The organism is Microbacterium sp. (assembly GCF_043427715.1).
Lineage (GTDB): Bacteria > Actinomycetota > Actinomycetes > Actinomycetales > Microbacteriaceae > Microbacterium.
The window spans coordinates 51,305-66,619 of the sequence record NZ_JBHWTD010000041.1 but is presented as its reverse complement, the minus strand read 5'-3'; the positions used below and the strand labels follow the sequence as shown (position 1 = coordinate 66,619).

Here is a 15,315-nt window from a genome sequence, read left to right as displayed (position 1 = left end):
GGCGAGCCGCCCGTCTGACCCCGAAACCACTCGTGCGCATGCGTCCCCCAGTCCGCGTGTCCCCGGGACCGACGATAGCGCCCTCGGTATCGATTCGCCCAGCACTGGCATCGGTCGATCGGATGACCCCCTAGAATGCGGGCTAGAGAAGCGTCCGCCGGGGACCGTATGGGGGCGGACGGGATGCTTGGGGGTGCCTCATGGGTGAGTTCGACGACCGCGCGCGGAGCTCGCGTTCCGGGGGACCGGGGCGCGCGACGTGAGCCTCAACGATTATTTCCTCGCTCTGCGCAAGCAGTGGCTCGTCATCATCGCGCTCGCGCTCATCGGTGCCGCGATCGGCTACGGCTACGCGCAGACGCAGCCCAACGTCTACCGGTCGCAGGCGGCCGTCGTCGTCCTCCCCGCACGCGGTGACAGCACCGCCGAACTCGTGCAGGGATCGAACTACGTGCAGAGCCTCGTCCGCACGTACACGCTGATCGCGACCTCACCGGTGGTGCTCGAGCCGGTGATCGATCGGCTCGAGCTCACCATCACACCGCGCGCGCTCGCCGGCCAGGTCGTGGTCGAGACACCGCTCGACTCGACGGTCCTGAACATCGCGGTGACGGGCCGGTCCCCGGCGGGGACAACGGCCATCGCCAACGAGATCGCCACCGAGCTGGCCGAAGCGGTCAAGGACCTCTCCCCGCAGACGACCGGGTCCGGCCCGGCGGTGCGCATCGAGACGATCAGCCCCGCGGCCGAGCCGCGCGTGCCCATCGCACCGAACACGCGCCTGTTCATCGTCGTCGGCGCGCTCGCGGGGCTTGCGATCGGCATGGTCTACGCCTGGTTGCGTCGCCTGCTCGCGACGCGGCTGCAGTCCCGCGAAGACGTCGCCGGGGTGACCGAGACGCCGGTGCTGGGCGAAGTGACGAGTGTCGCCCACGGTTCGACGCTGCCCGACGCCGTCCGGCGCGCCGAGACGGGGCTCGCCGCCGAGTCGATCCGCGGAGTGGCCGCCGGCTTGCGGTTCGCCAACGTCGACGGCGACACCAGCGTCATCCTCATCACGTCGGCGACGTCGAACGAGGGGAAGTCGTCGGTCGCGCTGTCGACCGCACTCATCCTCGCCGAGCAGGGCCAGCGGGTCCTTCTCATCGACGCCGACCTCCGTCGCGGCTCGATCGCCGAGATGACCGGTCTCGAGGGCGGGGTCGGGGTGACGACGATCCTCGTCGGTGACATCGAGTTCGCGGATGCCATCCAGCATTGGGGCACCAGCAACCTCAGCGTGCTGCCCAGCGGCGCAATCCCCCCGAACCCGGGCCAGCTGCTCACCTCGGACCACTTGCGGCAGCTCGTCGCCGACGCGCGGGAGCGGTTCGACGTCGTCGTGATCGACAGCACGCCTGTCCTCGCGGTAAGCGACCCGCTGTGGCTCGCACCCGTCGTCGACGGCATCCTCGTCGTCGCCCGCTACCGCTTCACGAAGCGGCACTCGCTGCGCCGGACGCTGGACGAATTGGAATCGACGCGCGTCCGGATCCTCGGCATCGTCCTGAACGCCGTCAAGCGCGTCGACTCGAGTCCCTATTACGACAACGTGCACCCGACGTCGCAGCCGTGGCGCTGGCGGAAGCGCGATCGCCGAGGTGGCAAGCCGAAACCGCGGCCATGACATCGCGTGGCACGACGAGCGCGCGCGGTACCGGGTTCCTGCACCGGCAATGGACCGCGGAGCCGACGTTCGCGATCGCGCTGTGCGTCATCGTGGGACTGCGGCTCACGCTCCCCTACAGTGCGACGGTCGGCGGGCTCCTGGGCCTCCTCCTGGTGCCGCTGTGGCTGCCGCTCCTGCGCCGCGCACGGCTGTTCGTGGCACTCGCCGTCGTGCTGCTCGCGGCGACGGCGTCGGGGCTCCTGCTGACGTGGTGGCTCTCGGCCGAGCGCGACGCCGCACCGTCGAGCATGGTCGAGCGCAGCGCGCTCGCGCTCTGTCTCCTCGGCGCCGTCGGCGCGCTCCTGTGGGCGCGGACCGTGATCGGGCTGTCCACGATGTCGATCGCCTTCGGCACCGGGATGGCGATCGGCGTGCTGGGCGATCTCGGCGACGGCATCAGCTGGAGGTTCACCTTCTCTATCCCGCTGACCATCCTGCTGATGGCGATCGCGGCGCGGAACGGGAGACTTCTGCCGCAGCTCGCGGTCATCGTGGTCCTCGCGGTCGTGGGCGCCGTGAGCGACGCGAGATCCAACACGGCCATGCTGTTCCTCGCCGCCGTCGTCCTGGTCTGGCAGCAGATCGGTAGGGCAGGCGGACGGACGCAGCGGCGCACGGGCAACCTCGTCGGCGTGCTGCTCTTCGGTCTCGCGGTCTTCTTCGTCGCGCAGGCGGCCATCCTGGAAGGCTTCTTCGGCGAGGCGACCAGGGACCGCACGCAGGCGCAGATCGACGGATCGGGCTCGCTCCTCCTGGGCGGGCGCCCCGAGATCGCGGCATCCGACGCCCTCATCCGCCTCCACCCGCTCGGGATGGGGTCCGGGATCATCGCCTCACCGAGCGATGTCACGGCGGCCAAGTCGGCGATGGCGGCGATCGGGTACGACCCGAACAACAATTACGTCGAGCGGTTCATGTTCGGCGGCGGCATCGAGGTCCACTCGATGCTCGGCGACTTCTGGCTCTGGTTCGGGCTCCCGGGTCTCGTGGCGTGCGTCATCATCGCGACGATCGCCGGACTGGGGCTGGAGCGCGCCCTCCGCGAGGGTGTGTGCACGGCACTGGCGGTCTACCTCGCGACGAGGCTCGCCTGGGACCTGGCCTTCAGCCCGGCCGTCTCGGCGATGAAGACGCTGCCGCTCGCCCTCGTCATCCTGGCGGTGCCGGCTGCCGCGATCATCGCGCGGCGTTCGTCGGGCCGGCGGCTCCAGCCAGCAGGAGCCCCGACGGCGGAGCGAAGAGGTATCTGAGCGGTCCGCGCTCCGCGACGCGATGCAGGCCGAGCGACAGCGCGATCGCCGCGAAGGCCACCACGGGCGGCAGCACCGGTGCGGCCACGCGCACGACCTCGGCCTCGGCACCCAGCGCGATGATCGCGGTCAGCACGATCACGATCGGGGTGTGCGCGAGATAGACGGGCAGGGTCCGTGAACCGAGCCGCACGATGGTCGCGGAGCGTTGCAGGACCTGGCTGAGGGCGACGCCGGCGAGGACGCCCAAGCACGCCAGAACGGGATACGCGCCGGGGATGCGACCCCAATCGAAGGCGGTGATCACCAATGCGAGACCGAGCCAGACCGCCACGACGAGCCCGCGGAGCAGCCACCCGCTCCGCGCGGCGTACGCGAACAGCATCCGTTTGCCGGCAATCCCGAGGAAGAAGAACACGGAGTACTTGCAGATGCCGGTCCAGCTCGGCGACGGCAGCGGCAGCACGTCGGCGAACGCCACGATCGACAGGGCGGCGGCGACCGACAGCGTGACCGCCACAGGCACCGCGCGCAGCGCCCGGGTGAGGAGGAAGAAGAGCGCGAGCGCCCAGATGAACCAGAGTTCGAATCGCGGCACCAGCGGCGAGATCGCGGTGTCGAAGAGCTCGCGTCGCACGTTGATCTCGACGCCGTGCACCGCCTGACCGAGCAGGTATGGTCCGAGTCCGAGCACTTCCCACAGCAGGAAGACCCAGACGAACAGCCGCAGCTTCGCGTTCCACAGCTGCGCGATCGGCGCTGCCGCCCACTTCGCGGCGAACAGGCCGGCCAGCGTGAAGAACAGCGGCATCCGCATCGTCGCGAGCAGATCATTCAGCCAGAGCCAGCCCGAGATCTCACCCGCGACGCCCGCGAGCCAGCGCGCCGAATGGAAGAGCACGACGAGCGCGATCGCCAGTCCCTTGCCCGCATCGACCCAATCGACACGCCCCTGTTGCAGCCCCGATTCGGACCGCCAGAACATTCCGGAAACGATGACCCCCAATCATCGACGCGCACGCTATCCGGGCCCACCGGCCCCCTGCCCCGCGCCCAGATGAAAAGTGTCTCATAGCGCGGGGGCGGCCGTCTGCCCCGTGGTCTGATGAGTATTCCTCCGCGTCACTCTCTACCCGAAGGCGGCCGAACATGACCCGCTTCCCCCTCTTTTCCCGCGCCCGAGTCCGGATCGCCGCGACGGTCGTCACAGCCGCGCTGATCGCCACCGGCTCGGTCACGGCGGCTGCCGCCGCGACCTCCGTCGGCGACAGCTTCACCCGCACCGTCGCACAGGGCTGGGGGTCTTCGACCTCCGGCCACGCGTGGACGACCTCGGCGCCGCGCGCCACGAGCGTGGACGGCCGGTCGGCCATCGTGACGCAGTCCCCGGGCACGGCGACCCTCCAATCGCTGCGCACCGTCTCGGCATCCGACTCGGTCCTCAGCGCGACCGTCTGGCCGATCAAGCCGACCTCCGCGGGCAACGGATCGACCGTCTCGCTGGCGCTCCGCTCGGATGGGAAGTCCTCGTACCAGGCCCGCATGCGCTTCGGGAAGACGGGCGTCAATCTCTGGATCAGCCGGTACGACGGTTCCGGAAGCCGCGAAACCGTACTCCGATCGCTGAAGCCGATCAAGGACCACCCCGCGGGCACCCGCGTGCACGCCGAGTTCTCGGTCACCGGGACCTCGACCGTGCAGATCCGCGCGCGCATCTGGGCCGAAGGTTCGACGAAACCGGGGTGGCAGGCATCGTTCGACGACACCAGCACGAAGCGCCTCTCGCGCGCCGGGTACCCCGCGATCGCGTCCTACCTCTCCGCGGGATCGCCGGCGAACACCGTGCGCATCGACGACCTCCGTCTCGCGGATGCCGCGCCGTCCACCACGCCGACGCCCACTCCCACGCCCACGCCGACGCCCACGCCCACCCCGACGACGCCGCCGAGCAGCGGCACGTCGGTCGGCAGCGCCCCCGTCGGCACCGCTCGATACGCCGTTCCGAAGGGCGCGATCTTCGTGGCGCCGAAGGGCACGAAGACGGGTTCGGGCACGCTCAGCGATCCGTATGGCAGCGCTGCGTACGCAGTGTCGAAGGCACCGTCGGGTTCGACGATCGTCTTGCGTGGCGGCACCTACCGCGAATACGTGTACGTCGGGTTCAACAAGGCGCTCACCATCCAGTCCTATCCCGGTGAAGCGGTCTGGTTCGACGGCAGCGCACCGGTGACGGGATGGACCAAATCGGGAAGCACCTGGGTGAAGACCGGGTGGACGCACCTGTTCGACCACAAGGTGTCGTTCACGGCGGGTCAGGACGACACCGACCGCTTCGTCGACGACACGAACCCGCTCGCGGGCTATCCCGACCAGGTGTGGGTGAACGACAAGCCCCTCACCCAGGTCGCTTCGGCGAGTAAGGTCACCGCGGGCACGTTCTTCGTCGACGAGCGCGGCAAGCGGCTCATCATCGGCTCGGACCCCACCGGCAAGAGCGTGGAGGCGAGCACGACCGCTCGGGCCTTCAAGATCCAGGGCAAGCACACCACGCTGCGCGGGTTCGGCATCCAGCGGTACGCGACGACCGTCTCGATGATGGGTGCGGTCACGGCCGAGGTCGACGACATCACCCTCGAGAACCTCGTGGTGCGCGACAACGCGACCATCGGCGTCTACGGCTGGAACGACGAGAAGAACTTCCGTCGGGTGACACTGTCGGGCAACGGCCTGATGGGGCTCGGCGCGAACGGCGTCGAGGGCCTCACCCTCACCGACTCGGTGATCGCGGGCAACAACGCCCAACGGTTCAAGCCGGCACCCGCCTCGGGCGGCGTGAAGATCACCAAGGCCGTCGGCGCGCACATCGAGGGGAACCTCGTCGCCGACAACATCGGCGCGGGGGTGTGGTTCGACGTCAACTCGCGCGACATCCACGTCACCGGCAACACGGTCACCGGCAACACGACCACCGGCGTCCAGATCGAGCTCAGCGAGGACGCGATCATCGCCGACAACCACCTGTCGCAGAACGTGCTCGGAGCGAAGATCATCAACAGCGGCGACGTGCAGATCTGGAACAACACGGTGGATGCCGGCTTCCGGGCGCTCAGCTTCGCGCAGGATGAGCGACGACAGCCGGCATCCGCGCTGAAGTCGAGCATCCCGTGGGTGCTGGACGACATCACCGTCCGCAACAACGTGCTCGCGTACGGCGTGGATTCGAGCTCGTGCCCGATGCTCGCCCAGGACTCCGAGCGCAAGCTCAGCGGCGCGGAGCTCGGCGTCTCGATGAACAGCAACGTCTACTACCGGCGCGACGCCACAACGCCCGCGAACATGGCGTGCTGGGCTGACGGCTCCGCGGGCACGACGGGTGTGAAGACGCTCGCGGAACTCACGGCGCACACCGGCAACGACAAGAGCTCGGCGCTTTGGACGGGGGCCCCGATCCTCACGCCCTCGCTCGATGTGCGGAGCGACGTCCTCGCCAACCCCCGTGCCGCCCTCTCGGCGCTGCCGTCGAGCGTCGCGGCATCCATCGGCGTCGCATCGGGCACGAAGCACCCGGGCGCACTCTCGGATCCGGTCGGATAGTCGACGGGACGTAGCCCCGTGTCGCCCCCCGTGCATACGATGTGATCGTGGCTGTGGGGGGCGATACGGGGGCGGTGGTGTTCTATCCCGCCGGGCGCGATCTGCTCGCGTGGAGCGAGCGGCACGCGGCGGGGTCGGCGCCGGATCGATGGCCCTACGGCCTCGACCGGCTCGACGCGCATCTCCCCCGGGTGGCCGCGCAGAACCTCCCGGATCCGTCCGCCGCAGCGCGGGCTCTTCGACGCATCGCCTCCATCGTCCCGCCGCCGCGTCGGCGCGGGCGCCCGGCAGGGGTCACGTGGGACGAGAACGCGGGCATGCTGCTCGCGACCACGCCCGGTCTGCGCGCGCGATACTCCGGTGTGGTGTGGCTCACGGACAGCGTCATGCGACGCGGGGGCGCCCCGTTCCAGGGCATGCGACGAGCGCTGAGGCGACTCGATGGGCTCTGGGTGCTCTCCGACGCCCAGGTCGCGCCGCTCACGGCATTCCTCGGGGACGGCGCTCCACCGGTGCACTACGTCCGATTCGGGGTCGATTCCGAGTTCTTCCGGCATGCGCCTTCACCGACCCGCCCGCTCGTCGTCAGTGTCGGGGGCGACCGCGATCGCGATCCCAAGACCCTGCTCCGCGCGATGGCGACCGTGCGCGCCGCCCGACCCGACGTTGAGATCGTCGTGCAGAGCACGACGGACCTCGATCCTCCCGACGGGGTCATCGTCGTTCCGTACCTCACCCACGCGGAGCTCCGCGACCTCTACGCGAGCGCGTCGGTCGTCGCCATCGCGACGCGACCGAACCTGCACGTGTCGGGCATGACCGTGGGGCTCGAGGCGATGGCCACCGGCCGTCCCTTGGTCATCACGCGCACGCCCGGGATGGACGACTACTTCGGCGGCACGACCGCCGCTCGCATGGTCGACGTCGGCGACGCCGACGCCCTCGCCCGCGAGACGCTCGCGGTGCTCGACGACCCCGCATCCGAGGCGCTCGGCGACGCCGCCCGCGCGCACGTCGAAGCCGGGTACACGACCACGCACCTCGCCGGCCGGATCGCCGAGGTCATCTCCGCGCGATAGGCGTCCGCGGGCGGGATCAGTCCGGCCGGTGCAGCCACTCGTGCGCGGCCCGCCGCCCGTCCGTCGCGAGCAGGTCCGCGTGCACATCGGCGGGGCTGCGGGAGCTCGTGACCGCCGCCACCAGCGCCGGTGCCAATCCCTCGCGAAGGCCCGACTCGGGCAGCACGTGGTGCCCGTGGTTCGAGAGCCAGTCGGCGATGCCCGTCTCTGCGGTCGTGACCACGAGGCATCCGCTCGCGAGACCCTCGACGATCGGCAGCCCCACCTGCTCCCGCCACAACGGGCGTCGCCGCGAGGGCAGCACGAGCACCTTCGCCGAGCCCAGGTGCCTCGCGATCTCGGCTCGGGGCGGGTCGATGACGACCGTGACCCGCTCATCGGACTCGGCGAGCGCTGCGGCCGCGTCGGCGCCTGCGCCGCGGCCGATGATCAGCAGCTGCGCGTCCGGCACCGCGGCGCGCACCTCCGGCCACGCCGCGAGGACATCGGGGAAGCCCTTCCGCTCGGACAGGTCGCCGAGAAAAAGGATCACCCGATCGCGGACGGCGTCTGTTCCGTCGATCGGCGCCGGGAGCGCCTCGATCAGCGCGGCGGACGGCTGGTGCGCGGCCGCGCCGAACGCCGCCTCGTACACCCGCTGCGCCTCGCGGGTGCCGTAGGCGATCCGGTCGATCGCGCGCCAGAGGAGCGGCGTGGTGAACTGGCGCAACCGGTGCCGCCATCGCGCTTTGACCGGGAGGTTCCGCACCAGGTCCGCCGGGTCGAGGTTTTCGATCGCGTACGAGACCACCAGCGGACGGGGACGTCTCGTCACCCGTGCCCGCAGTCTCGCTGCGGACGCGAAGACCACACTCGGCAGTGACGAATCGCCCGAGAGCGGCTCGTTGACCTCGATCACGTCGATGTCGGTGGTGAGCGCGTACCGCACCGACGCCCAGACCCCGCGATGCTGCGCGGATGCCGCGGCGACCAGCGCCGCGTCGAAGTCGTACCGCGTGCGGCGGTAGAGGATGACGGGCCGCGGCTGTGCCGTCGCGGCCCGCTCCAGGTGCGCACTGCGCACCACGTCGTAGAGCTGGACGACGCGCATCTCGGCGGCGACCTGCGTCATCCTCCCCGCACGCACCTGTCGGTCACGGGGCGGTCACGATCTCGAAGTCGTCGAACGAGAGCGCGGTCGGGACGTTCGCCGCTGCGTTCGGCAGGTAGCCGTAGACACCCGCCGATCCCGCGACCTGGAGCGCAGCGGTGGCATCCGTCCGTTCGATCTGCCAGGCAGACGGCTCGGCGGCGGCGGCGTTCCAGATCTTGGCGGAGATCGCCGTCGTGGTGGTCGTCTTGGTGTCGACCTCGAACCGGTAGGTCTGCCCCGCCGCGATCGTGAGGCCGGTGACGCTCACGGCTGCACCGACGGACGTGCTGTCACCGCGGATGACGTTGAGCCGCACGGTGCCGTCGGCGGCGAGCCGCGCACGCACCAGCCACTGCGTCGTCCCGACCTTCCGGGCGATGATGCCGACGTACATGCCCTCGTTGAGCTTGTCGACCGTGAACGAGCCGCTCAGCGTCGTCGACGTGCTGTCGATCACGGGGGTGTCCGCGTACAGCGACGTGCCCGCCCCGACCGACATCGTCCCCACACCGCCGGCGACCGAGAAGCGGCTCGCTGTGCCGCGCGTCGTCCACGCTGCGCCGCCGTCCGACGTTCCCCATCCCGCACTGACCGTTCGGCCGAAGGCGTCGGCGAAGAGCGCGCCACCGGTCGGCGGTGCCGTCACCGTGACGTCGTGCGATCGCGTCGCGGTCGCGCCGTCGTCGTCGGTCACGGTGAGCGTGATCGTGTACGTGCCGGCTGCCGCGTAGGTGTGCGACGCGGTCGCGCCCGTCGCCGTGCCGCCGGCCGGATCGCCGAACTGCCATTCGTACGAGGCGATCGTCCCGTCGGTGTCGCTCGACCCCCCGCCGTCGACCGCGACCGTGAGGCCGGCCGGCGTCCGCGTGAACTCCGCCGTGGGCGCCGCGTTGGTCGTCGGGGCCGTCACCGTCACGTCGTGCGTGATGGTGGCGGTCGCGCCATCGTCATCGGTGACCGTGAGCCGCACCGTGTAGGTTCCCGCCGCGGCGTAGGTGTGCGAGGCGGTGGCGCCGGTGGCGGTGGTGCCCGCGGGGTCGCCGAACTGCCAGGCGTACGAGACGACGTCGCCGTCCGAGTCGGCGGATGCCGCGCCGTTCACGTTCACCTGCAACCCGGTCTTCGTGTGGGTGAATGCAGCGGTCGGCGCCGTGTTCCCGGTGGGCGGCGTGGCGGCATCCGGATCCATCGCGACGATCCGGTCGAACGACACCGTCACCGGGTCGTTGGTCACCGCGGACGGAAGGAATCCGAAGACGCCGATCCTGCCCGAAGCCTGCAGCGCCGCGGTCGAGTCGGTCGCCTCGCGTTGCCAGGCCGGTTCGGCGCCGCTCGCCGCCCACACCTTCGCCTTCAGCGAGGTGGGACTCGCACCCGCGACCTCGAAGGAGGCGTGGTACTTCTGCCCGGGCTGCACCGTGAAGGGCAGCAGCAGCGACGAGCCGATCGCGACCGAGTTGTTGCGCAGCACGTACATCCGCGCGGATCCGTCGGCCCCGAGCCGGAGTCGCAGCACGTAGGAGTTCGACCCGACCTGACGCCCGACGACGGCGACGTAGGTGCCCTCGGCGAGCTTGTCGACCGAGAAGGTGGCATCCACTCGGACCCGATCCGTGTCGACGCCGTTCGCATCGGCGTAGAGGGTCGTCGCCCGGGGCAGGATCAGGTTGCCGCTGCCGTTCGAGACCGAGTACCGGCTCGCCGCCGCACGCAGCGACCAGGCGCCGCCGATGTCGGCGGTCCCCCAGCCAGTGGCTGCGGTCCGCGAGAACTCGTCGCTGAAGATCGGTGTCGACGTCGACGGCGCCTCGACGGTCACGTCCGCCGTCTCGGTGTCGGTGGCCCCGTCGTCATCCGTCACGGTGAGCGTGATCGTGTAGTCGCCGGCTTCGTCGTACTCGTGCGTCGCCGTCGCACCGGTCGCCGTCCCGCCGTCGCCGAACGCCCAGGCGTACGACGCGATCGTTCCGTCGGCGTCGGAGGATGCCGCGCCGTTCACCGACACCGACAGGCCGTTCACCGTCGGGGTGAAGGCCGCCGTCGGTGCGGCGTTCACCGGCGCGGTGACCACGACCTCCAGGGTCTCCGTCGCCGTCGCGCCGTCGTCGTCGGTCACCGTCAGGGTGACGGTGTACGAGCCCGGTTCGTCATAGGTGTGGCTCGGTGACGGTGCGGACGAGGTCTCACCGTCGCCGAAGTCCCACCCGAACGACGCGATCGAGCCATCGGCGTCGGTCGATCCCGATGACGAGAACGTGGCTTCGAGGCCCACCGCACTCCACGTTGCCTGCGCCGTCGGCGCCGCGTTGGCGACGACCGTGATCGGCACCTGCGTCGTGTTCGTCGCGCCGTCGTCGTCGGTCACTGTGAGCCGCACGGTGTAGTTGCCGCCCGTCGCGTAGGTGTGCGTCGGGTTGGCCGCCGACGACGTGTCGCCGTCACCGAACTCCCAAGCGTACGAGGCGATCGTGCCGTCGGGGTCGGACGATCCCGAGCCCTGGAACGACGCCGCGAGGTGGTCGAGCGAGTAGGTGAACTGCGCGGTCGGCGCGATGTTCGGCGTCGTGCCCGTGGTCCCGGCACCGTAGTGCTGGGATGCCTCGGTCGCGGTCAGCGCCCGACTGTACACGGCTGTCTCGTCGTAGCTGCCGGAGAGGAACGGGGACGAAGAGCCCCACGTCGTGTCGCCGCCGACCCGCCAGTAGCCGCTGTAGGGCTGCGCCGCCGTCTGCGGATTGGTGCCCACGAGCACGCCGTCGACGTACATCGCCATGCCGCCGGATCCCTGCGTCGCCACCACGTGGTGCCACTGTCCGTTGTTGTACGCGTTCGGCGAGGTGATGATGTTCTCCTGACCGGTCCACGTGCCGAACACGAGCTGCCCGTTGTCGCGCATGAACACGTGCCGGTCGTAGTTCGACGACGTGCCCGACTGCATGTCACCGAAGCCGATGACCTTGCCGCCCTGCGAAGACGTCGTGCGGAACCAGGTCTCCAAGGTGAACGCGCCCGGCGACCCGAATTGCGCGACCGAGTGGACGTTGGACCACCCTGACAGGGTGATCGCCGGGTTCGCGGTGCCCGCGATCGCTCCGGGCACGTTCCGCGTCACCGTACCGGCGATCGCCCCGTCGTAGCCCGAGGTGCCGCTGTCGGCGACGTTCGTCCCGGACGTCTCGCCGTAGCGCCAGTAGAGGTCGGGCTGTGCGTTGTAGACGAGCGCGCCGTAGGCGTCCGACGGCGCTGCCGGCACGTTGAGCGTGCGACCCGACGCGCGGTAGTGCGCTTGCACCTCGGAGAGCGTGAGCGCGTCGTCGTAGACGGCGGCGTCGTCGATCGCGCCGCTGAAGTGGCTCGACGAGGGCTGGTTCGTCCAGCCGCCGATGTTGTCACCGCCGACTCGCCAGAACCCGCTGTAGCCCTGCCCCGTCGTCACATCGGCGCGCTGCGCGACGCGCTTGCCGTCGATGTAGAGCTTCATCCCGTCCGCACTCATGCTCGCGACGATGTGGTGCCACTGCCCGTCGTTGTAGCCGGCGCCCGAGTTCAACGTCCGGACTCCGCCGGGGTAGACGCCGAACCAGATCCGCCCGGCGTTGTCCATGTAGACGTGGCGGTCGTAGCTGTTCGAGTTGCCGGTCGAGCTGTTGCCGAAGCCGATGATCTTGCCGCCGGAGTTCGTCGACGTCTTGATCCACGTCTCGACCGTGAAGGTGTCGGGTCCGGGGACCGCATCGGTCGTCGCGCCGAATGCACCGTTGCCGAAGGTCTTCGCCGCGTCGGCATCCGGCAGGATCGCGCCGGCTGTCGAGGTCACCGTGCCGCGGATCGCGAGGTCGGATGTGCCCGCCCAGTCGCCCGCCGTCTCCGTCTCAGTGTCGGAGAGACGCCAGTAGTGCGCGGCGTCGTCGGTCAGGACCTCGTCCGCGTAGTCGCTGAGGACCGCGTCGGACACCGTCACCGTGATCCAGCTGGACTTCGCGACGTTGCCATAGGGGTCGGATGCCACCACCCGGTACCGGTGCGACGCGCCCGGCGTGCGCCCGGTGTCGGTGAAGGTCTCGAACTGCGGCTTCCAGAACACCGTCGAGATGGTCTTCTCGGAGATGGGCGCCGACGATTCGGAGTCGCGGTAGACGCGGTAGGTCAGCGTCGTGTCGTCGCGATCCCAGTTGGTTTCGTACTTCACGCGAACCTGGCCCGCCGCGAACGACTTCGCCGAGAAGTTCCAGGCGTCGCCGGACACGCGCGGGCCCTGGAGGTTCGGCGCGATCGAGCGGACGGCGTAGCGCACGAGGCCCTGCTGCCGAGCACCGTTGACGCTCGGGAACTCGCCGCCGTAGATGACGTACTGCGAATTGCCCGTCACGGTCCACACCGCCTGGCTCGTGCCGGTGAAGGTACCCGGGGTGGTCTGCGGGAACCAGTTCAGCAACTCGGGACGCGGGGTGCCCGGGTGGTCGGGGTAGCCGTAGATGTCGCCGGTGTTCGTCCCGCGCGCATCGGTGGTCCACGCGGTGGAGTGGTAGAAGGTCCACGGCTCGGTCTGCGGAAATCCGCCACTGTTGCCGCAGTAGTGCTTGTGGCTCGCCGAGTAGACGATGTCGTTCACGACGGCGATGTCGTACGTGTCGCCGTGGCAGTCTTCGATCCACGCGATCGCACCATCCGACCAGTTGACGGCGAACGAGCCTTCGACGTTGCCCGTGCCGCCGTAGTGCCAACCGACGCCGTAGAACTTCGTCCCGTCGGTCGCGAGACTCATGAAGCCAGCGGATTCGCCGCCGTTGCGGACCTGCGTGTTCGCGGGCAACGGGAGCCCGGCACCGGAGGTACCGTCGGCGAGATAGAGCCCGAAGCCGGGGGTGTCCCCGCCGCCGACCGAGGTGAAGTTCCCCGACAGCGCGACGCGGTCGCCCGTGCTGCTCACGACGACGCTCTGCACGTGCCCGTTGTCGACGGGGACGGAGAACGGCTGCACGGCGGTGCCCGCGAGGTTCAACTTGACGATGCGCTGTCGAGCCTGGCCGGAGACCGAGGTGAAGTAGCCGCCGACGTAGAGACCGCTCGGCGAGGCGTACAGCGACTTGCCGATGTTGTTCAGACCGGCCGTGCCCGAGACGAGGTTGCCGCTGGGGATGTCCAGGACAGCGAAGCGCAGCCGACTCTGGCCGTTGACCTGGGTGAACGACCCGGTCACGTACAGCTTCGTTCCGTCGGGCGACGCCGCCAGCTCGTTGATGCGGTTGTTGAACGTCGGTGCGAAGGAGGTGATCAGCGCGCCCGTCGTCAGGTTGTAGGCCAGGATGTTCGCCCGCGCGGTCAGGTTGGTCCCCGGCGCGGCACCTGCGGGTCGCGCGTTCGAGAACTGCCCCGCGGCGTACACCGTGTTCCCCACGATGACCTGCGACCACACGACGCCGCCGTCGATCTGCACCGTCGGCAACGAGTCGGCCGAGACCGTCTCGGGCAACGCGGCCGCAGCGGCTGCAGCTGCCGGCGGATCAGCCGCCGCTGCTGCGGTCGGCACGACGCCGAGCGTGAATCCGACAGCGACCACAGCCGCGATCGCCATAGACAGGGCCGTACGGCCCGCAGAAATCGTCCCCACGATTTGCTTCCCCTCATACACGTCTGCACGCACACGCAGAGCGCGTGTTGCGGACGGGTCCCCAGAAATCCCCCCAAAGGATTTCACGCACACCATACGCCATGACCGGCGTCGCGCGCGATCAGATTCCGAGAATCGCGTGATCCTCGTTCATTCGACGGCGCCTTCGAAGGCGATCAGCGGTTCGGCGACCGACAGATCGACCTCGACGCGCACGTCCGTGCGCTCGTCCTTCGGCAGTTCGAACACGAACGCCCCCGAGGCGGCTTTCCCCGCCCCCACCTCCAACGGGAACGACTTCCCCGCCGGCTTGGTGACCGGGCTCGCCTGGAGTTCGGACGCGCCGAACAGGGTCACCACGGCGGTCGTCAGGTCGACGGTCTCGTCCGACTCGTTCTCGATCCGCACCGTGACACGCACGGCCGGGCCGCTCACCTCCCCGGGGACGACGGCCTCACCCGTGACGCTCTCGATGGAGCTGACCGAGACCACCAACCCGCCCTCCGCCTCGATCGGATCGTCGAACGCCGCGGGCGGCAGCGTCTCGCGCGCGTCGGGAGCGGTCGGCTCGTCGCCCTCCGACTCGCCCTCATCGGACTCGTCGGGTGCGGGCGTCGCAGGTGCCGGCGACTGGTCGGTGGCATCCGGTTCCGGCGAGGCACTCGCTGCCGGACTCGTCACCGGATCGGTCGCCGAGGGCGATATGCCGGGGCTTTCCCCCGGCGAGGCCGAGACCCGGCCGAACCCGAACGCCATCCCGATGCCGATCGCCGCGACCACGGCCACAGCGACCGCGGCGATCGCGATGCCGATCGCGCGTCGGCGACGTCGAGGCTCCTCGTCGAGCAGCTTCTCGAGCTCATCGCGATCCCGATCGAACGCTTCGTCGTCCTTCATGATGCTTTCGCCCCTCCCCAAACGAACGCGCACCCTCCCCACGG

The 15,315-nt window shown here is 69.8% G+C and carries 8 protein-coding genes; 4 read left to right on the top strand and 4 right to left on the bottom strand.

Features of this window, described 5'->3' with window-relative positions; genetic code table 11:
* Positions 1-259 precede the first annotated feature (259 nt).
* Both ACHFGS_RS04255 and ACHFGS_RS04250 read left to right on the top strand, forming a co-directional pair.
* Complete coding sequence (locus ACHFGS_RS04255) at positions 260-1,666, top strand: polysaccharide biosynthesis tyrosine autokinase (RefSeq protein ID WP_394280179.1); 1,407 nt, start codon at positions 260-262, stop codon at positions 1,664-1,666.
* Positions 1,663-2,958, top strand: coding sequence for a hypothetical protein (locus tag ACHFGS_RS04250; protein ID WP_394280178.1), 1,296 nt, complete (start codon positions 1,663-1,665; stop codon positions 2,956-2,958). The genes ACHFGS_RS04255 and ACHFGS_RS04250 overlap by 4 nt, the downstream gene beginning before the upstream one ends.
* Here the strand turns inward: ACHFGS_RS04250 and ACHFGS_RS04245 are convergent.
* Positions 2,885-3,943, bottom strand: a complete 1,059-nt coding sequence (locus tag ACHFGS_RS04245) for an acyltransferase family protein (RefSeq protein WP_394280177.1) — start codon at positions 3,941-3,943, stop codon at positions 2,885-2,887. The two genes, ACHFGS_RS04250 and ACHFGS_RS04245, sit on opposite strands and share 74 nt — an antisense overlap.
* A gap of 164 nt (positions 3,944-4,107) precedes the next feature.
* Between ACHFGS_RS04245 and ACHFGS_RS04240 the strand changes: the two genes are divergently transcribed.
* Both ACHFGS_RS04240 and ACHFGS_RS04235 read left to right on the top strand, forming a co-directional pair.
* A complete protein-coding gene (locus tag ACHFGS_RS04240) occupies positions 4,108-6,552 on the top strand; it encodes a right-handed parallel beta-helix repeat-containing protein (protein ID WP_394280176.1) in 2,445 nt (814 codons plus the stop codon).
* A gap of 47 nt (positions 6,553-6,599) precedes the next feature.
* A complete protein-coding gene (locus ACHFGS_RS04235; protein WP_394289174.1) occupies positions 6,600-7,631 on the top strand; it encodes a glycosyltransferase family 4 protein in 1,032 nt (343 codons plus the stop codon).
* Between the two features lie 16 nt (positions 7,632-7,647).
* On the opposite strand, the gene ACHFGS_RS04230 is transcribed toward ACHFGS_RS04235, so the two are convergent.
* From ACHFGS_RS04230 to ACHFGS_RS04220, 3 genes are all read right to left on the bottom strand, one after another.
* The gene (locus ACHFGS_RS04230; RefSeq protein WP_394278957.1) at positions 7,648-8,742 is read right to left on the bottom strand and encodes a glycosyltransferase; all 1,095 of its coding nucleotides are present in this window, start codon (positions 8,740-8,742) and stop codon (positions 7,648-7,650) included.
* Between the two features lie 22 nt (positions 8,743-8,764).
* The gene (locus ACHFGS_RS04225) at positions 8,765-14,338 is read right to left on the bottom strand and encodes a PKD domain-containing protein (protein WP_394289173.1); all 5,574 of its coding nucleotides are present in this window, start codon (positions 14,336-14,338) and stop codon (positions 8,765-8,767) included.
* Positions 14,339-14,524: 186 nt separating this feature from the next.
* Positions 14,525-15,271: a DUF4352 domain-containing protein gene (locus ACHFGS_RS04220; RefSeq protein WP_394278174.1), complete on the bottom strand. Its 747-nt coding sequence runs from the start codon at positions 15,269-15,271 to the stop codon at positions 14,525-14,527.
* Positions 15,272-15,315 lie beyond the last annotated feature (44 nt).